Source organism: Sorangium sp. So ce185, assembly GCF_051526825.1.
GTDB classification, from domain to species: Bacteria; Myxococcota_A; Polyangia; order Polyangiales; family Polyangiaceae; genus Sorangium; species Sorangium cellulosum_D.
Genome location: NZ_CP150316.1, coordinates 6,052,604 through 6,071,597 on the forward strand (window position 1 = coordinate 6,052,604; position 18,994 = coordinate 6,071,597).

An 18,994-nucleotide genomic window follows, 5' to 3' on the forward strand; every position below is an offset into this window, starting at 1 on the left:
GGGGCCGTGCGGGCCGCGCCCCCGGGGCGGCCGCGGCTGATCTAAGCTCCGCGGCCGTGGCAGCGAAGATCCTGGACGGCAAGGCGATCGCTCAGAAGGTCCGCGACGAGGTGCGAGAGGGGGTGGCGCGCTTCGCGGCCGCCCACGGCCGGCCCCCCGGCCTCGAGGTGGTGCTCGTCGGCGAGGACCCGGCCAGCGTGAGCTACACGCGGAGCAAGGAGCGGATGTCGAACGAGGTCGGCATGCGAGGCCGGCTCCGCGCGCTCCCCGTCGACACGACCGAGGCGGAGCTGCTCGCGCGCATCGCGGAGCTCAACGCGGACGACACGGTCGACGGGATCCTCGTCCAGCTGCCGCTGCCGCGGCACCTCCGCGAGCACGCCGCGCTCGACGCCGTCGATCCCGCGAAGGACGTCGACGGCCTCCACCCGGTGAACGCGGGCCTGCTCGCGCTCGGGCGACCGGGTGGGCTCGCGCCGGCCACGCCGGCCGGCTGCATGCGCCTGCTCGCCGAGGCGGGCGTAAAGCTGGCCGGCGCCCGCGCCGTGGTCGTCGGCCCGAGCGACCTCGTGGGCAGGCCGGTGGCGCTGCTGCTGCTCGCGCAGGGCGCGACGGTCGCGGTCGCCCACGCCGACACGCGCGATCTGCCGGCGCTCTGCCGCGAGGCCGACATCGTCGTCGCCGACGTCGGCAAGGCGAAGCTCATCCGGGGCGACTGGATCAAGGAGGGCGCCGCGGTGATCGACGCCGGCACGAACCGCGACGACGCGGGCAAGCTCGTGGGCGACGTCGATTTCGAGGCCGCCAGGGAGCGCGCCGGCTGGATCACGCCGGTGCCGGGCGGCGTCGGCCCGATGACGATCGCCTCGCTGCTGGAGACGACGCTGCGCGCGGCGGAAGCGCGGGTCGCGAAGCGGTAGCCGTGGCGGCGCCGGGCTGGCTCGCGGCGATGGGACGGGCGGCGGCGGTCGCGGGGCTCGCCGCGCTGGCCGGCTGCGGAGACGCCGCGGAGGCCGGCGGCGCGCCGCGCGCGTCCAGCGCCGCGAGCGCGGGCGTCGGTGGGCACGGCGGCGGCGCGAGCGAGACCTCGGTCGAGAGCGGGACCTCGGTCGAGGCGATCCTCGACGAGCTGCGGGAAGACCGCGACGCGGCGCTGCTCGCGCACGCCGCGCGGACCGGCTGGCCCGTCCCGGTGGACGGCGGGGTTCTCTTCGTCTCGACGAGCGCGAGCCTGCGCCTGATCGCGGGCGATCACGACGGGTGGACCGGCACCGAGATGACGAGCGACGCCGGCTTCCACTGGATCGTGCTGAACGTGCCCGCGGGCGCTCGCTACAAGCTCACGGACCGCACCGCGTGGGCGGCCGATCCCTGGTCGCGCGCGATCACCTACGACGCCTTCGGCGAGATGAGCCTCGTCGCGCCCAGCGCGGCGCACCTCGAGCGCCATTTCGGCGTGGGCGACGCGGCGATGGAGCCGCGCACCGTGCGCGTGTGGGTCCCGGAGGGGGACGTGGAGCGCGTCCTCTACGTTCACGACGGCCAGAACCTCTTCGATCCAGCGGGCCCGGCGGGCGGCTGGCACCTGCAGGATCACGCGCCGCCCGGGGTGCTCCTCGTTGGCATCGACAGCACCGCGGCGCGCCTCTCCGAGTACACCCACGTCACGGATCGCATCGAGGACGGCGGCGCGCTGATCGGCGGGATGGGCGACGCGTACGCCGACTTCGTGCGCGACACGGTCCGGCCCCTGATCCGGGCGCGCTACGGCGAGCCGGGTCCGGTCGGGATCATGGGCTCGTCGCTCGGGGGGCTCATCAGCTTCCACGCCGCCGATCGCCACCGGGGCGAGTACGCGTTCGCCGCGAGCCTGTCCGGCACCATGGGCTGGGGCAGCATCGGGGCGGGCGTGCGCCACGAGACGATGATCGAGCGGTACGCCGCGCACGCCGAGCCGGCGGCGGCGCTCTACCTGGACTCGGGCGGCGGCGGGGACTGCGTGGACGACGACGGCGACGGCATCGAGGACGACGACCCGGCGGCGGCCGACAACTACTGCGAGAACCGCCAGCTGCGCGGCGCGCTCGCGGGGGCGCGGTCGCCGTACGTGGAGGGCGAGAGCGTGTTCTACGCATGGCACCCGGGGGCCGGGCACGACGAGGCGGCGTGGGCCGCGCGCGTGGCCGAGCCGCTCCGGATCTTCGAGGCGCTGTGACGCGGGATCTCGAGCCGGCGCCGGAGCCCCGCGGGCCTGCCGTGGCCCTCTCCCCTGCCGGGAGCGCCGCGGCGTTCGTGGCGCGCGAGACCGCCGTGGCCAGCCCGCCGCTCGTCCCCGAGGTGAGGCTCCACCTCGCGACCGAGGTCACGCCGCTCTGGCACGCGACCGAGGCGGCGCTCGCGCGCGCGGGCGTGCCGCCGCCGTACTGGGCGTTCGCGTGGGCCGGCGGGCAGGCGCTCGCGCGGTACCTGCTCGATCGCCCCGCCGCGGTCGCGGGCAAGCGCGTGCTCGACCTCGCCGCCGGCGGCGGCATCGTCGCGATCGCCGCGGTCCTCGCCGGCGCCGCGCGCGTGAGCGCCGCCGACATCGACCCGTTCGCCGCCGCCGCGATCGCGCTGAACGCGGCCCAGAACGGCGTCGCCGTCGACGTGATCGCGGAGGATCTCACGGCGAGCGCCGCCCGCGGCGCGTGGGACGTCATCGTGGCGGGCGACATCTTCTACGAGCGCGCGATGGTCGACCGGATGCTCCCCTGGCTGCGGCGGCAGGCCGCGGGGCCGGCGGACGTGCTCGTCGGCGATCCGGGGCGCGCCTACTGCCCCTCGGAAGGCGTCGAGGAGCTCGCGCGTTGCCTTGTCCCGACGTCGCTCGATCTGGAGGGGCGCGAGACGCGCGAGGCGCGGGTGCTGCGGCTGCTCCCGCTCTCCGGGGGCGCCGCGGTGGATTCAACCCACGATGGAGAATAGGGCCTCATCATGAGTCGATTGGCGATGATCTTCGCGGGCGTCCTGCTCGCCGCCGGCTGCGGGCGCGGCGCCACGGCGCCTGCTTCCCCGTCGGGCGCAGCTGCAGCGACTGGCGGCGAGCACGGCGCTTCGCCGCCCGCGGCCGCGGCCGCCGCCCCGGCGACCGCCCAGCCAACGCCGAGCACGGCGGCCCCCGACGCGGCGGCGGACGCCGAGCACCAGGGCGCCGCCCCGGAGGCGTCGGGCGACCCTCGGATCGATGAAATCCGGAAGAAATACGCGGAGATCCAGGCGGACAAAGGCCTGCAGACGAGCGATCTTCGCATGGAGTGCTCGGGTGGCGAGGGGAGCGCCGAGGTCCGGCTGCACCAGAAGAACGGCGCTGTCTCGAAGGCCGTGCTGAAGGACATCGCCGCGGGAGACGCCGGGTCCACCTACCAGTTCTATTACGATCGCGGCCGGCTCATCTTCGCCCTCAACGATGCGTTCCCCTTCGGCGAGCCCCCGAAGACGCTCCTCGTGCAGCGCAGGTACTACTACCACCAGGGCAGCCCGATCCTCTGCACGAGGAAGAGCGCGGAGGGCCCCTCCGACAAGGTCGGATCGCTGCTGGACCAGGCGCCGAACGAGCCTGTCGACTGCTCCTTCGCGCCCAAGGTCGAGCGGCTGGCTTCGATGGCGGTGAAGGGCGCAGCGGGGATGGACGAGCTGAAGAAGCAGCTCTGCCCGCGACCGCCCCGGTAGAGGTCGCGAGCGCCCTGCGCCGGGATCACGCCATCGGCGTCCACCTCAAGGCGCGACCCCGGGCGCGCCGAGCCGCCCCTCGCTCAGCCAGCGCGGCCGATCGCCGAGCGCCGACGCGAGCGCCGGATCGTTCGTCGTGAGCAAGGTCGCCTTCCCCCCGGCGCGGCGCTCCGCGATGAGGTCCAGCACCACGCGCGCGCCGACTTCATCGAGCCCGTTCGTCGGCTCGTCGAGCACGAGCAGCCACGGGTCGCCGACGAGCGCGGCGAGCAGGAGCGCGCGCTTGCGCTGCCCGAACGACAGCCCGGAGAGGCGCTGACGAAAGAACGAGCCGGCGCCGATCCGCTCGACCCACGCGCGATCGAGCGGCGGCGCCTGCTTGAGCGCCGCCACGAGGGCGACGAGCTCGCAGACCTGCAGGTCGGGCAGCGCCTCGATGGCGTCGGGCGCGTACCCCAGCCGGCGCCGCGCCGCGACGCCGCCGCCGTGGACCGGATCGCCGCCGAGGACGACGGCGCCGCGATCGGGCTCCAGCAGCCCGGCGACGATCCGCAGCAAGGTCGATTTGCCGGCGCCGTTGCCGCCCATCACCACGGCCACGTCCGAGGGCCCGCAGCGGAGGTCGACGCCCGAGAGCACGTCCCTGCCCGCGAGCCGCTTGTGGATCCCCGTCGCCTCGAGCATCACCCCGCCCTCCTCTCCCCTGCCCTGGCGCCGCGCGCGCCGCGCGGCGCGGGCCAGCGCGCGCCGGCGGGCCCCGCGAGCAGCGCGGCCGCCGGGGCCCAGGCCGCGAGGGCGATCTCGTCCAGCATCCACGCGGCCACGGTCGCCGCGACGACGGCGGCGAGCACCGAGAGGAGCACCCGGCTGCTGTCGCGGCCGTCCTGCCGCACGGACCAGCGCACGCAGCCGAGCGCGACCCCGGACAGGAGCAGCCCCGCGAGGCCCGCGCCGCCGAGCAGGCGCAGCGCCGCGAGGGGCGCCGCGCGGGTGAGCGCGGCGACCGCCGCCCCGTGCGCGAGCCCGAGGGCGGCAAGCGGCGCGGCCACCGCGGCGGCGGCGGCGACCGCCCGGAGCGGGGCCGACGCGCCGCAGGCGTCGAGGAGCCACGCGATCCGCCGCTCCTCGCGCAGCACCGGGCCGGAGAAGCCGGCGCCCGCGCAGAGCGCGAACGGCGCGAGCGCGACGAGCGACGCGCCGGCGAGCGACGCGTCCTCGACCGGCTCGCTGCTCCGCGCCCACGCCGCCGCGGCGAGCGCGCCGATCAGCGTGAGCGCGCCGCCGCGCAGGAGCACCGCGCGATGGCCGCGCCCGAGCGCCGCCACGTAGGCGAGCGAGAGCGCGAGGGGCGCGCCGCCGCGGGCGGGCGCGGCCCGCGGGATGAGCGGGAGCTCGCGGCCGGGCGGGACCTCCGGCGCGCGGACGACGGCGGCGCGGAGCCCGAAGGCGAGCGCGGGCGCGGCGCACGCGAGCAGGAGCGGCGCCGGCGCCGCGAGCAAGATCGCGATGGCGAGCAGCGCGAGCGCCGCGAGCTCGCGGCCGCCGCGCGGCCGCGCGACGAGCATGCCGTGCGCCGCGAGCGCGGCGGCGCAGGCGGCGCAGCCGGCGAGCGGGCCGGCGCCGACCGCCCAGAGCAGCGCCCAGGGGAGCTCGGCGACGGCGAGCAGCAGCGCGTGCGCGGCGAGCAGCTGGAGGCGCGGGACCGGCAGCGCGCGGAGGAAGAAGGTCGCCGGGGCGCGGAGCAGCGCGCGCGCCGCGGGCGTCCCGACGAGCAGCCACGCCGCCCACAGCGCGAGCCGGAACGGGAGCGACTCGCCCGCGAGGCCGGTGAGCTGGGCGGGGTGCATCCCGTTGCCGCCGAACACGACCGCGCCGACCACGCCGAGCCCCATGTAGAGCGGCATGGCGCGGGCGAAGGCGTCCTTGCCGGCCGTCGAGACCAGGACGCGCAGGACGAGGGCGAAGCGGCGCAGCACGTCAGGTGCTTTGTACCCGCGGCGGGCGGGCTCTTCCCACCGGAAATGCGACCAGGGCAGCGCCGCGCACGAACGCAGCGAGGGGGCACACGGCCCCCTCGCTGCGACGATGTTCTACGGGGATGGATCCGGATCGGAGGCCCCGGCCGCGCCGGCCGCGCCGGCAGGCCGGCCGGGGCCGCGGCGCGGCCCCGGCGCCGACCTCACCGGCGGGCGGGCTCGCGCGGGAGCGCGGCCGCCCTGGCGTCGAACGAGCAGGTCAGGCCGCAGACGTTGTTCGCCGTGCCGACGCAGCGGTCGTCCCACGCGTTGTTGCAGCAGTACGGATCCTGCGCGCAGACCTCCGAGACGCACCAGTCGCACCCAGCGTCGAGCGCGACGCCGGTGTCGCACACGTCGTGGCTGCAGCCGCAGGAGAGGCCGCACGCCGACGCCGCCTGGTCCACGCAGCGCGCGTCCCACGCGTTGTTGCAGCAGTACGGATCCGCCGCGCACACCGCGCTCGCGCACGGATCGCACGACGGGTCGAGCCCCTCGCCCGCCGAGCACAGGTCGTGGCTGCACGCTTGCGTGCAGGTCAGCCCGCAGGTGTTCGCGGCCTGCTCGACGCACGCGCGATCCCACGAGTTGTTGCAGCAGTACGGATCCGCCGCGCACACCGCCTGAGCGCACGGGTCGCACTGCGCATCGAGCGCGCCCCCGGGCGAGCACAGGTCGTGCGCGCAGGCGTCCTGGCACACGACGCCGCAGGTGTTCGCGGCCTGCTCGACGCACACCCGATCCCACTCGTTGGAGCAGCAGTACGGATCCGCCGCGCACACCGCCTGAGCGCACGGGTCGCACGCCGGGTCGAGCGGCGCGCCCGGGTCGCAGACCTCGTGCTCGCAGGTCGGGCACGACCCGCAGTCCAGCGAGCAGCTGCCGCAGTCCTCGCCCTCGCCGCACACGCCGTCGCCGCAGGTGGCGACCTCGCAGGTCTCGCCGCAGATCGACGCGACCTCGTTCACGCACGCGCTGTCCCACGCGCCGTCGCAGCAGTACGGATCCAGCTGGCAGATCGACGCGACGCACGGGTCGCAGGCCGGGTCGAGCGCGCCGCCCTCCTCGCACTTCCTGTGCGCGCAGGAGGTCGTCTCCTCGCCGATGACGCGCACGTTGTCGATGTACCAGCCCTCGAGGTCGTTGATGGCGCCGTCGATCGTGTCGAAGCTGAACGCGATGGTGATGCGCCGATCCGCGAAGCCCGCCAGCGACTCGAAGCGCGGCTCGAACGTGCCGTTCGTCCACGAGGTCGTCCTCGGGAACACCGCCACGTTGCCGGGATCGTCGATGTCGGTCACGACGATGGTCGCCGCGTCGTAGTACAGGCCGCCCTCGACCTGGATGAACTGGTCGACGACGAGGAACGGGCTCGACACGCCGGTGAGATCGATGACCGGCAGCGTCAGCGTGCCCGCGTTCCACGTGCCCGTGTCGTAGGTGCCGGTGTCCTCGAGGCCGTACCAGAACGACCGCTCGCCCTCGGACGCGCGGCGCGTGGTGATGTGCCACAGGCCGTCGGAGCTCCAGCCGCCCGAGTCGCCCTCGAAGCCCTCCGAGTACACAACGAGGCCGCCCTCGGTCGTGACCTGGACGTTGTTCGACACGGGCCCGACGTTGCCCGCCTCGTCGACGGCGCGCATGGCGACGTACACGGTCGCGGAGGGCGGCAAGCCCTCGACCTGCGCCTGCACCAGCCAGCCGGCCGGCTGCGCCGGCGGCGCCGACGTCAGCTTCGCGGAGGCGAAGTTGCTGTCGTCCATCGGGTACAGCGACCAGCGGATCTCGTACGCCGTCGGCGTGCCCTCGAGCCCGTCGTCGCCGGGAGAGGTGAACTGCACGACCGCCGACGTGGCCCCGGCGTCGATCGCGGTCAGATCCGTGACCTGCCCCGGCGGCGTGACGTCGGTGGTGAGCGCGAAGGTCAGCCCGTGCAGCTGGGCGGAAGCCCAGAGGGCGCCCCAGTGGAGCGTCCCGTTCTCCAGGTTGCCGTCGTCGTCGTCGCGCAGGAACACCTCGCGCACGGCCGTCGGGATGTCGGGCGCGTTCGACGGGAAGGAGGGCAGCACCAGGGCGCGGGCGAGCGCGTCGCCGGCCGCCTCGCCAAGCTCGCCGATCAGGTTGGCGCGGGCGTGCCACACGAAGCCGGCCCACGACTGCCCGAGGCTGTGCGCCTCGTCCCAGCCGCCCGGCGGATACACGTAATCGTTGTCGCACGTGCGGATCAGCCCGCCGTCGTCGGTGATCCCCCCGCCGACGAGCGGGTCCTTGAGCAGCAGGCAAGCCAGCGTGTCGCCCCACCCCTCCGACAGACCGCCGTCGTAGATCCCGCCGAACCGATCGTCGACGAAGTGGCCGTACTCGTGGGCGATCACGCTGTCGATCGCGGAGTTGTTGCAGCCGCCGCCCGACAGGAAGAAGTTGATGCTGATCGCGCCAGGATCGTAGTACGCGTTGCAGAAGTCGTTCAGGTTGACGTTGGTCGGCAGCGGCTCGCCGAGGGCGTCCGGCGCGAGGCCGTTCGCCTCGAGGAACGAGCGCGCCGCGTCCACGTAGCGATAGGCGGTGGTCTGCGCGATCTCCTGCTCGCTCGCGCCGGCCGACGAGAACACGAGGCCGACCCCCGGGGCCGCCGCGGCGGCGGCCACGAGGTTCGGCCCCGACACGTTCTGGACCGTCGCCGCGCGGCCGTTCAGCGTCGCCTGGAGGGGCGAGCCGAGCGGCACGTCGAGGCTGAAGGCCCCCGCGGCGTCGGCGTGGACGAGGGTCCCGGGGCCCGTGACGCGCGCGTGCGGGAGGCTCGTCTGCGCGACGGTGCCGCCGGACGCGCCCGGGGCGCCGCCGCTCACCGTGAAGCCGGACACCGAGCCGCTCACGACCTCGAACACGCGGTCGTCGATCGTGAGGACCCGGCCGGCGGAGGGGCCGTTGGCGATCACGAGCACGCGCTCGTGGCGGCCGGCGAGGCTGACGTCCCAGACCATCTGGAGCGCGCCCGCGATCGGGCGGATCACCCGCTCGGCCTTCGCCACGCGCGCGTCCGGCTGCGCGCGCAGGACCGTCCGGGCGAGCGCGTTCGCGCGCTCCTCGCCGACCTTGTCCTCCGTGTCGACGGCGGCGTCCTGGTAGAGGTGGTGGCTCGACGCCGCCAGCTTGCTCCCGCCGTTCCGGTCGGCGCGCAGGGTCAGGTTCAGGTACGTGCCGAAGATCGGCACGCCGTCGCGGACCTGACGGTAGCTCACATGGCTGAGGGTGGCGCGGGCCGGAGTGCGCTCGACATGCTGGCTCGCGGTCTCGAAGTCGCTCGCGGTGAGCGGGCCGAGCGCGATCTTCAGCTCGTCCTTCACCAGCGGCAGCACGTCGGCCGCGTTCAGCGAGCGCGTGGCCGGAAGGGCGATGTCCCTGCCCTGGTGCACACGGCCGCCCTTCACCTCGCGGCCGTACGTCTTGGCCGCCTGGGGGGGGTTGCTGGCGGGAGCCGCGATGGAAGAGGGGGTGTCCTCGCCGCCGCAGCCCGCCATCCCGAGCCCCAGAAGAAAGAGAGATACCAGTCCACGATAACTACGCATTCATCCCTCCGATCGTACTTGATCAGGTTCGAATTAGGACAATGACAACCATGCAGCGACCAGCCGGTCCGCCGCCGCATCGACGCGCGATGACGCGCGATCTCACACCCGCGCGCCCGGCGTCGGCCGGGCGATCGCGCGGCCGGCGGGCGGCGGCGAGCTGCCGTCTCGGGAGAGGCGGCGGCGCCATCGCTTGCGGTCTGCGATCTCCGCGGCTTGCTGCGCGCGTAAGAAAAGCGGCGTCGCTCAGAGGAGCGCCGCCCTAGTCTTCACCTCGAAGCAATTGCACGCGATGTACCAACGACGTCGCTCCCTCCCCCGCGCCGTGGCGTTCACGAGTTAGAGCCAAAATCAGAACGTTCCTTGGCTCAGGCGCGCTGGCCAAACGCTGGCCGGCCAGCTGGCCGGCCGCGTCGCGACATTGCACCTTGCGTACTTGAGCAAGAAGTTGCGGCAGTTCCTGGAGAAACCGCGCCTCCCGCCGCGCGTACGCAGGCGGCGCGCGTCGGAAAGCTGCGGTGGGCCCAGGGCGCGAGCGCCCCTCGCGCCGGCCGGCGCGGCGGTGCTCCCGGTGGGCGGCGGAAGCAGTAGACTCGCCCGGGTGAGCCGCTCTCCCGGGCGCCGTGGCGCTGTCCCCTCGCAGCTCTCGCTGTTCGGCGAGGCGCCGCGGCCGGCCGCCGCCGAGGCGCCCGCGGCGCCGGAGCCCGACGCGATGGCCGCGGTCTACGACGACGCCGCCCGCCTCGCGGCGCGGCTGCCGGCAGGGCTGCACCTCGGCACGAGCTCGTGGAGCTTCCCGGGCTGGCAGGGCCTCGTCTACGCCGGGCGGCGGAGCACGGAGGAGCTCGCGCGCGACGGCCTCGCCGAGTACGCGCGCCACCCGCTGCTCACGACGGTCGGCATCGACCGGAGCTTCTACGCCCCCATCCCCGACAGCGACTTCCTTCGTTATAGAGCGCAGCTGCCGGACGGCTTCCGCTGCGTGCCGAAGGCGCTGCACGCCGTCGTGTCCCAGACGCTCCAGCGCTCCGAGGCGCCGCCGGACGGCGACGAGGGGCGCGGCGCGAACCGCGGCCGCGCCGAGCCGAACCCGGACTTCCTGTCGGTCCCGCTCTTCCTGTCGCGCGTCGCCGCGCCGCTGCTCTCGGTCTTCCGGCCGCACGCGGGGCCGGTGCTGCTCGAGCTGCCGCCGGTCGGCCCGCCCCACCGGCTCCCGCCGCGCGCCTTCTTCGAGCGGCTCGACGCCTTCCTCGGCGCGCTGCCGCGCGAGCTCGCCTACGCCGTCGAGCTCCGGGAGCGGGCGTATCTCACCGGCGAGTACCGGGAGATCCTCGGCGCGCACGGGGTCGCCCACACCTACAGCTACTGGCGCAACATGCCGTCTCCCGGCGCGCAGGCGGAGGTGGTGCCCGTCTCGAACGCGCCGTTCGCCATCGTCCGGCTCTTGCTCGGGCCCGGTCGCCGCTACGAGGCAGAGCAGCGGCGGTTCCACCCGTTCAACCGGATCGTCGAGCCCGATCCCGCCATGCGCGCGGAGGTCGCGCGGCTCCTCTGCGAGGCCGCGGCGCTGCGCATCGAGAGCTTCGTGCTGGTGAACAACAAGGCCGAGGGCTCGGCCCCCCTCACCGTGCGCGCCATCGCCGAGGAGGTCGCCGCGGCGTGGCAGGGGCACACCGCGGCCGCAGGCGGGTGATCCGACCTGGGCCGATCGCCCGCCGCTCCGCAGGAGGGCGCTGGCCGCGCGCCGCGCCTCGGCCGCCCGCCGCGCCGCAGGAGGGCGCCGGCCCGCCGCGCGCCGCGGCGGGAACAGGCTGGAAAGGCGCCCCGCGCGGGCGGCCCCGGGGCCGGCGCGGCGCGCTCCTCAGGATTCCGGGGCGCGAAAAGGGCTCTCCTCGCCGCGTCATCCGTGCAACACCTCGCGCGCCGCGGCCCGCGCGCCGGCCGCGGCAGCGGACGCGCACAGCGCTTGGAGGTGCCCAGTGAAACGCAGTGAAGCTCCGGCCCGCGCCGACGTCGTCATCGTCGGCGCCGGCCACAACGGTCTCGTCGCCGCCGTCCTCCTCGCCCGCCGCGGGCTCGACGTCGTGGTGCTCGAGGAGAAGGACGCCGTGGGTGGCGCGGTGAAGACCGAGCGCCCCTTCAAGAAGGCGCCGTCCCTGGGCGTCTCGAGCGGCGCCTACCTGCTCGGGCTCGCCCCGCCCGAGCTGCTCGGCGAGCTCGGCGTCTCGCTCCCCCTCCGGCGGCGCGATCCGCACTATTTCCTCCCGACGACCGACCGGCGCTACCTGCTCTTCGGCTCGGACCAGGCCGCGATGAAGCGGCAGTTCCTCGAGTTCTTCTCCCAGGAGGACTGGGACGCGAACAGCGCCCTCCAGGCCGAGCTCGCCGCGCTCCGGGACGACATCGCCCCGACCTGGCTCGAGGAGCCGCTCTCCATCGAGGAGACCGCGGAGCGCTACGTGCGGCCCGCCCTCCGGCAGACGTTCGTGGCGCTCTGCCGCGGCACGATCTCCGACTACCTCGCGCGGTTCCCCTGGAAGAGCGATCTCCTCCAGGCGATGTACGCCGCGACCGACGCCTTCTCGGGGCTCGCGGGCGGCTTCGACACGCCCGGCACCGGGATGAACTTCCTCGTCCACAACATGTGCCGCCTTCCGGGCGGGGACGGGACGTGGATGATCGTCGAGGGCGGCATGGGCACGGTCACCCGCCTCTTCGCCGACAAGGCGCGGGCGGAGGGCGCCACGATCGTCACCGGCGCCCGCGTCGCGCAGATCGAGTCGTCCGGGGGCGCCGTCTCCGGGGTGCTCCTCGAGGACGGCGCGCGCATCGCCGCCCGGGCGGTCGTCTCGAACGCCGATCCGTTCCGCACCCGCGCGCTGGCCGGCGGCGCGGCGATCGGGGCGGCGCTGTCGGCGCGGCTCGACGCGCTCGCGAAGGACGGCTCCACGCTCAAGGTCAACATGGCGCTGACCGGCCTGCCCCGGTTCACCTGCCTCCCGGAGGACCGCGGGCAGTTCGGGCCGACCATCCACCTCCTGCCGGACGAGGACGTCGTGATGGACGCGCTGCGCCAGGCCCACCGCGACGCGATGAGCGGGCGTCTGCCCGAGTTCCCCGCGATCGAGTGGTACTTCCACACGCCGATCGACCCGAGCCTGCGCGACGCGGAGGGGCACCACAACGCCGCGCTCTTCGTGCAGTGGGTGCCCTACGCGCTCGCGAGCGGCGAGACGTGGGACCAGGCCGCCCCGCGCTACGTGAAGCACCTCCTCTCGATCTGCGACCGGTTCGCGCCGGGGATGAGCGATCTCGTGCTGGAGACGTTCACGCTGGCGCCGCCGGACATCGAGCGGCACTTCGGGATCACGCGGGGGCACATCCACCACATCGACAACGGCTTCGGCTTCGCCGATCGCGTGCCCTACCGGTTCGGGCTCGCCGGGCTCTACTCGTGCAGCGCCGGCACGCACCCGGCCGGGTCGGTGATCGGCGCGGCGGGGCACAACGCCGCCAAGGCCGCGCTCGCCGACCTCGGCAAGTGACCCGGGCGGCGGGCGCGGGAGCGCTCCCGGTCGCACTCCTGCGCGACCGGGCCCTGCACCTGCTCGGAAGGGGGTCACACCCCGTCGGACCGCTGCGACGCTGACGCGGCGGCGCAGGAGAGACCGTGGTCGAGCCTCCAGCTACCCCGTCGTGGCGTTCCTCACCGGACGGTGAATTTCGGTAAGGTCTACCGCATCTGTAGCGGGAGGCCACGAGCTCTGGACCGTGCAGCTCGACGGGCGCGGCCCGGCGGCCATGGGCCTTTGCGACGTGCTTCGTGCTGCACGTCAACGCCTCTCATGTCGACACGACGCCGACCCGCGGCGCGGCCGCCTCAAGGAGGGAATTTCGATGCTGGAGAGCCGATCACGATGCCTCTTGTCCGTGCTGTGCACCCTGGGGCTGGCGGGGTGCGCCATGGACGCGCCGGATCCATCGGGCGCATTGGAAGAGCAGGAACCTTCCGGCACGTCGGCCGAGGCGCTCACGGCGAGCCCGGGCGAGCACCTCTGGAGCCGGCGGTTCGGGGGCGCGCTCGATCAGCTCGCGGAGGACGTCGCCCTGGATCCCCAGGGAAACCTCCTGGTGGTGGGGCGCTTTTCGGGGAGCCTGGTCCTCGACGGCCTCGTGTTGAGCAGCGCGGGCGGCGCGGACGTCTTCGCGGTGAAGATCAACGCGGGGGGCGTCCCGCTCTGGGCCCGGCGCTTCGGCGGCGCTGCCGACGAAGGGGCGACGCTCGCGGCGGTGGACGACCAGGGTGAGGTGGTGATCCACGTGGTGGGAAGTCAGCCGGTCGATTTCGGCGGAGGGCCGGTCGAGACCGCGTCGGCGGCGCTGATCAAGCTCGACGCCACAGGCAGCCATGTCTGGAGCCGCAGCCTGGGCGCGGTCGCGACCGCGCTCGCGGTGGACGGCACGAGCCATGTCCTGGTGGCCGGCACCTACACGGAGCTCGCGGATCTGGGGCTCGGGCCGATGCCGGCGTTCGGCTCCGACATCTTCGTGGCGCGGCTCGACGCCGGCGGCACCACCCTCTCGAGCTGGCGCTTCGGGGCGGAAGGCAACCAGGTGGCGCGCGCGGTCGCCGCCGACAGCGCGGGCAACGTGATCCTCGCCGGCGACTTCAGCCCGCGCATCTTCCTCGGGGGCGAGGACCTCTATTCGCTTGGCTCCCGGAGCGCGTTCCTCGCAAAGCTCGACGCCGGAGGGTTCCACATCTGGAGCCAGATGCTGCCGTCCGACAGCTGGTACAACTCGAGCGTCAACGCGCTCGCCGTCGACGGCGCCGACAACATCGTCGCCACGGGCTGGGACGGCGGCGGCGGCGCGAGCGGCAGGGCGCTGAGCGTGTTCAAGGTGGCCCCGGGCGGCGCGGTGCTCTGGAGCCGGTTCTACTGGGGCACGCCCGTGGAGCCGGGAGATACCGTCGGCTCGTGGCCCGGCAGGAGCATCGGGACGGACGCGGAGGGCAACGTGGTCGTGGCGACCGATCCGACCGGGATCAACCCGCCGTCGGGGTTGACGATCGATCTCGGCGGAGGGCCGCTGCCGTTCGGCGCCCTCCTCCTGAAGCTCGATTCCTCGGGCGATCACGTGTGGAGTCGAAGCTGGGCCAGGACGTCCCGGCCCGAGCTCGCCGTCGCTCCTGGAGGCAGGGTGTTCGTCGGCGGCTCGTTCACGGGCACGCTGGACTGCGGCGGCTGGCCGCTGACGAGCGCGGGTGGAGCCGACATGTTCCTGGCGAAGCTCGCCCCCTGAAGAGCCACCGCGCGCCGGCCTCGCCCTCCGCGCAGCCACGGCGCGCCGGCGCCTGTCGCCGCGCCGTGGAGCTTCGCGCTCGGGCGGGTGACGCGGTGCGACCGGCGCTACCCGCCGGCGCCCAGGCCCCCGCCGGTGCCCAGGCCCCCGCCGGTGCCCAGGCCCCCGCCGGCGCCCAGGCCCCCGCCGGCGCCCAGGCCCCCGCCGGCGCCCAGGTCGCCGCCCGTGCCCAGGTCGCCGCCCGTGCCGAGGTCGCCGCCGGCCCCGAGCCCGCCGGCGCCCAGCCCGCCGGCACCGCCCAGCCCGCCGGCGCCCTGGTCGCCGGGCCCCGTTCCATCGTTGCTCCGCCCGCCGTCGCCCTGCGCGCCAGCCCCTGACGCGGGGCCGCCGTTGCCGCTGTTCTGCCCGCCAGGAGGCGTCGTGGGCGGCGCCGAGGGCGGGCTCGGGGGCGGGAGGTCCGACGGCGATGGATCGTTGATGCACGCGGCGCCGATGAGCGCCGACACGAGCAAAGGCAGCCGCAGGAGCCGGCGCCGCAGGGGCATGGAAGACATCGAAAGCATCGTTGCACCGTGCCTTTCTGGTCGGGTTTCCGGACACATGGAGCGAAGGCGGTCGCATGCCCAGTGTCCCGGCGCTCGAGGCGCTCCTCCGGCGCGCGACGTCGCTGCAGTGGGGGCGGCCCGTGGCGCCGGCCGCCCACCGCGGCGCACCTCGCGGCACGGCCCCGGACGGGCGATCAGCTGGCCGCGCGCACGACGCGTCCCTGCGTCGTCAGCACCGCGCGCTCGCACGGCGCGCCCACGTCCGCGCCGACGGCGACCCGCGCGCCGGGCCACACCACGCACCCGCGCAGCGCCCCGGCCCCCTCGACCCGCGCCCCCGCGCCGACGATGCTGCCGGTCACGTCCACGCCCTCGGCCACGGACGCCCCCGGGCCGACGTAGCTCGGCAGGCCGCGCTGCGCGAGCCAGCGCGCGCTCGCCGCGAGGTAGGCGGCGAGCGTGCCGATGTCGTGCCACACGGCGGGCGCCGCGAACGTCGCGAGCGGCCGCCCCTCGCGCAGCCACGGCAGGTACACGTCCCCGACCATGCAGCCGCGCGGCGGCAGCCGGCGCCGGATCGCCTCGCCGACCACCTGCACGCCCACGAAATCGCCGCCCGCGACCTCCTCGCCGAAGCGCTCGCCGCGCAGCCGGACCACCTCGCCCCGACCGCCGACGCCCACCGTCCCCTCCCCGGCCGGCCGCGGCGCCACCGCGAGCGTCGCGGCCGCGCCGCGCTCGCCGTGCGCCGCGCGGAGCGCCGCCACGTCGAGGTCGATGAGGATGTCGCCGTTCCAGAGCACCACGTCGCCGTCGCCGAGCGCGCCCGCCGCGTTCGCGAGGCCCCCCGCGGTGCCGAACGGCTCCGGCTCGTGCAGGACCTCGACCGGCAGCGGGAACGCCGCGAGCAGGTCGCGCGTGAAGCGCTCCGCGAGGTGGGACTTGTTCAGCGCGGCGCGCCGGACGCCGCCCGCGGCGAGCTGCCCGGCGATGTGCGCGACGAGCGGGCGATCGCCGAGCCACAGGAGCGGCTTCGGCAGCTCGTCGGTGAGCGGGCGGAGCCGGGTCCCGAGGCCCGCGGCCAGGATCATGGCAGAGGCCATGCGCCGGAGGATCGCCCCCTCCGCGAGGAACGTCCAAGAAATCGAGGGGGCGACCGCGGATAGCTCTGTGCGTGATCGACGAGCGTCGGACGGAGCTCGGCTCCGAGTCACGTGGCATGGCTGGGACCGATCCGCGCGGCGCACGTGGTCGCCGCGGTCGCGGCGCCCGAGCGGTTCCGCACCAAGCAGCAGTTTTGGAGCCAACGCGGTCTGGGGCTGGTCACCAACTTATTTGGTCGAAGCCGCTGAGCTATCCTAGAACCGCCCGTACGAAAAATCCCGATCGGCCTGTATGGACAAGCCCTACGAACTCGTCGTCGCGCGTCTGCGTGCGAGCGGCCGAGCGACGTCCGGGATACCCACCGCCGAAGACATTCAGGTCGCCCCGCGTCGCCCATGTCGACGACGCACGAGAGAAGTCAGCGAACATGCAACCTTTCACGCTGCCCGACTTCTACATGCCGTATCCGGCGCGCATCAATCCGCACCTCGAAGGTGCGCGCGCGCACACCAAGGGCTGGTCCTACGAGATGGGTATCCTGGAGGAGAACCCGCAAGGAAAACCCATCTGGACCGAGAGCGACCTCGACGCGCACGACTACGCGCTGCTCTGCGCGTACACCCACCCCGACGCGCCCGCGCCCGAGCTCAATCTGATCACGGATTGGTATGTCTGGGTGTTCTTCTTCGACGATCATTTCCTCGAAATCTACAAGCGCACCAAGGACATGCGCGGCGCCAAGGCGTACCTCGATCGCCTGCCGCTCTTCATGCCCGTCGTGCCCACGGGGACGCCGCCGGAGCCGACGAACGTGGTCGAGCGCGCGCTCGCGGACCTCTGGGCGCGGACCGTCCCGCTCACCTCGGTCCACTGGCGCGAGCGCTTCCTCGAGGCGACGAAGAACCTGCTGCTCGAATGCATGTGGGAGCTCGCCAATATCCAGGAGAACCGCGTCGCGAACCCGGTCGAATACATCGAGATGCGCCGCAAGGTCGGCGGCGCGCCCTGGTCCGCGGGCCTCGTCGAGATCGCCGTGGGCGCCGAGGTCCCGGCCGCCGTCGCCGCGACGCGCCCCCTCGAGGTCCTGCGCGACACGTTCTCGGACGGCGTCCACCTGCGCAATGACCTGTTCTCGTACCAGCGGGAGGTCGAGGTCGAAGGGGAGAACGCCAACTGCGTGCTCGTCCTCGAGCGTTTCCTCGGCGTCCCCACGCAAAAAGCAGCCGATTTGACGAACGAGATCCTGACGTCGCGGCTCCAGCAGTTCGAGAACACGGCGCTCGTCGAGGTGCCGGCGCTCTGCGTGGAGTACGGGCTGACGCCGGCCCAAGCCCTCGACGTCGCCAAGTATGTGAAGGGGCTGCAGGATTGGCAGTCCGGCGGCCACGAATGGCACATGCGATCGAGCCGCTACATGAACGAAAACGCGGACAAATCCGCGAGCGCCCCCGATTTCCTCGGGGCGCCGACGGGGCTCGGCACCTCGGCGTTCCGGATCAGGCTCACCCCCGGCGCCCTGGGTTTGCAGCGGCTCAAGACCCTCACCCACGCCCCGTTCCGGCCCGTGGGCAGGATGCCGCTCCCGAAGATCTACATGCCATTCAAGCTCCGCTTGAGCCCACACCTGCCCGCGGCGCGCCGGAACACCCTCGAGTGGGCCCGCAAGCTCGCGATGCTCGACGTGGTGCCGGGCGTCTTCGGCTCCGGGATCTGGGACGAGCGCAGGTTCATCGGCTTCGATTTTCCCATCTGCGCCGCGGGAATTCACCCGGACGCGTCCCCGCACGAGCTCGATCTGAGCTCGGGTTGGCTGACGTGGGGGACGTACGGCGACGATTACTTCCCGCTGGTGTTCGGCGCGACGCGGGACATGGCGGGCGCGAAACGGTTCAACGCGCGGCTCTCGATGTTCATGCCCCTCGACTGCGCGGGCGCCCCGGCGCCCGAGAACCCGGTGGAGAGCGGCCTGCTGGATCTCTGGATCCGCACAGCTTCCCCCATGTCGATGAGGTCGCGGCAGACGCTCCGCCGCAGCATCGAGAACATGACCGGGAGCTGGCTCTGGGAGCTCCTGAACCAGACCCAGAACCGGATCCCGGATCCGGTCGATTACGTCGAGATGCGCCGCAAGACGTTCGGCGCCGATCTCACGATGGGCCTGTCCAGGCTCACGCTCGGCGACGTGGTCCCGGCCGAGGTCTTCCGCACGCGGACGATGCGAGGGCTCGACAACACCACGGCCGACGTGGGCGGGTGGATCAACGATCTCTATTCGTACCGCAAGGAGATCGAGTTCGAGGGCGAGCTCAGCAACCTCGTGCTGGTCGTCGAGCGGTTCCTCGAATGCGACGCGCAGCGGGCCAAGGAGGTCGTCAATGACCTGATTACGGCGCGTGTGCTGGAGTTCGAGCACATCGTCGCGACCGAGCTGCCCCGCATCCTCGACGAGTTCGATCTCGACAAGGCGGCCCGCGAGGCCGTGCTCGGATACGTCGAGAAGCAGCGATCGTACATGGCTGGCGTCCTCAACTGGCACGTCGCGACGAGCCGGTACGTGGACGCGGAGCTCGAGCGCCACCCGATCGAACGGGCGATCGAGGGCGCGCGTGGGTTTGGCGCCTCTGCGGCGCGTATCAGCAGCTTCTTCGGCGCCGGAAAAGCCGGCGCCGCGGCTCCTGCTGCGAAGGCGGATCTTTCGATGGGTACGGCCCGGTCCGTGCCGGTGAAGCACGGGCGGTCCTAACCGTCC

At 73.8% G+C, this 18,994-nt stretch carries 13 protein-coding genes; 8 read left to right on the plus strand and 5 right to left on the minus strand.

Annotated elements, in window-relative coordinates; genetic code table 11:
• The first annotated feature begins 56 nt into the window (after positions 1–56).
• The 4 genes from WMF26_RS22105 to WMF26_RS22120 are packed head-to-tail and all read left to right on the plus strand — an operon-like array spanning position 57 to position 3,708.
• On the plus strand, positions 57–920 hold the full coding sequence (locus WMF26_RS22105; RefSeq protein WP_438001943.1) for a bifunctional 5,10-methylenetetrahydrofolate dehydrogenase/5,10-methenyltetrahydrofolate cyclohydrolase: 864 nt from the start codon (positions 57–59) through the stop codon (positions 918–920).
• Between the two features lie 2 nt (positions 921–922).
• The gene (locus WMF26_RS22110; RefSeq protein ID WP_438001944.1) at positions 923–2,215 is read left to right on the plus strand and encodes an alpha/beta hydrolase; all 1,293 of its coding nucleotides are present in this window, start codon (positions 923–925) and stop codon (positions 2,213–2,215) included.
• Positions 2,212–2,964 carry a class I SAM-dependent methyltransferase gene (locus WMF26_RS22115; protein ID WP_438001945.1) on the plus strand — a complete coding sequence of 251 codons (753 nt, stop codon included), beginning with the start codon at positions 2,212–2,214 and terminating at the stop codon, positions 2,962–2,964. Before WMF26_RS22110 ends, WMF26_RS22115 begins: the two co-directional genes overlap by 4 nt.
• 9 nt (positions 2,965–2,973) lie before the next feature.
• Positions 2,974–3,708 (plus strand): hypothetical protein, encoded by a 735-nt coding sequence (locus tag WMF26_RS22120; RefSeq protein ID WP_438001946.1) that lies wholly within the window; start codon positions 2,974–2,976, stop codon positions 3,706–3,708.
• Between the two features lie 45 nt (positions 3,709–3,753).
• Here WMF26_RS22120 and WMF26_RS22125 read toward each other — a convergent pair whose 3' ends face one another.
• The 3 genes from WMF26_RS22125 to WMF26_RS22135 form a co-directional block, all read right to left on the minus strand.
• Positions 3,754–4,392, minus strand: coding sequence for an ATP-binding cassette domain-containing protein (locus WMF26_RS22125; protein ID WP_438001947.1), 639 nt, complete (start codon positions 4,390–4,392; stop codon positions 3,754–3,756).
• Positions 4,392–5,684 (minus strand): hypothetical protein, encoded by a 1,293-nt coding sequence (locus WMF26_RS22130; RefSeq protein ID WP_438001948.1) that lies wholly within the window; start codon positions 5,682–5,684, stop codon positions 4,392–4,394. Before WMF26_RS22130 ends, WMF26_RS22125 begins: the two co-directional genes overlap by 1 nt.
• A 203-nt stretch (positions 5,685–5,887) precedes the next feature.
• Positions 5,888–9,292 carry a hypothetical protein gene (locus WMF26_RS22135; RefSeq protein WP_438001949.1) on the minus strand — a complete coding sequence of 1,135 codons (3,405 nt, stop codon included), beginning with the start codon at positions 9,290–9,292 and terminating at the stop codon, positions 5,888–5,890.
• A 601-nt stretch (positions 9,293–9,893) separates the two neighbouring features.
• On the opposite strand from WMF26_RS22135, the gene WMF26_RS22140 reads away from it, so the two are divergent.
• The 3 genes from WMF26_RS22140 (at position 9,894) to WMF26_RS22150 (ending at position 14,596) form a co-directional block, all read left to right on the plus strand.
• Positions 9,894–10,985: a DUF72 domain-containing protein gene (locus WMF26_RS22140; RefSeq protein ID WP_438001950.1), complete on the plus strand. Its 1,092-nt coding sequence runs from the start codon at positions 9,894–9,896 to the stop codon at positions 10,983–10,985.
• A gap of 286 nt (positions 10,986–11,271) precedes the next feature.
• Positions 11,272–12,837, plus strand: coding sequence for a phytoene desaturase family protein (locus WMF26_RS22145; RefSeq protein WP_438001951.1), 1,566 nt, complete (start codon positions 11,272–11,274; stop codon positions 12,835–12,837).
• Between the two features lie 352 nt (positions 12,838–13,189).
• The gene (locus WMF26_RS22150) at positions 13,190–14,596 is read left to right on the plus strand and encodes a hypothetical protein (RefSeq protein ID WP_438001952.1); all 1,407 of its coding nucleotides are present in this window, start codon (positions 13,190–13,192) and stop codon (positions 14,594–14,596) included.
• A 107-nt stretch (positions 14,597–14,703) separates the two neighbouring features.
• Here the strand turns inward: WMF26_RS22150 and WMF26_RS22155 are convergent, their stop codons facing one another.
• Both WMF26_RS22155 and WMF26_RS22160 read right to left on the minus strand, forming a co-directional pair.
• Positions 14,704–15,150, minus strand: a complete 447-nt coding sequence (locus WMF26_RS22155) for a hypothetical protein (protein ID WP_438001953.1) — start codon at positions 15,148–15,150, stop codon at positions 14,704–14,706.
• Positions 15,151–15,335: 185 nt separating this feature from the next.
• The gene (locus tag WMF26_RS22160) at positions 15,336–16,244 is read right to left on the minus strand and encodes a sugar phosphate nucleotidyltransferase (protein WP_437948152.1); all 909 of its coding nucleotides are present in this window, start codon (positions 16,242–16,244) and stop codon (positions 15,336–15,338) included.
• Between the two features lie 428 nt (positions 16,245–16,672).
• Between WMF26_RS22160 and WMF26_RS22165 the strand changes: the two genes are divergently transcribed.
• A complete protein-coding gene (locus tag WMF26_RS22165; RefSeq protein WP_438001954.1) occupies positions 16,673–18,988 on the plus strand; it encodes a family 2 encapsulin nanocompartment cargo protein terpene cyclase in 2,316 nt (771 codons plus the stop codon).
• The last annotated feature ends 6 nt before the right edge of the window (positions 18,989–18,994 follow it).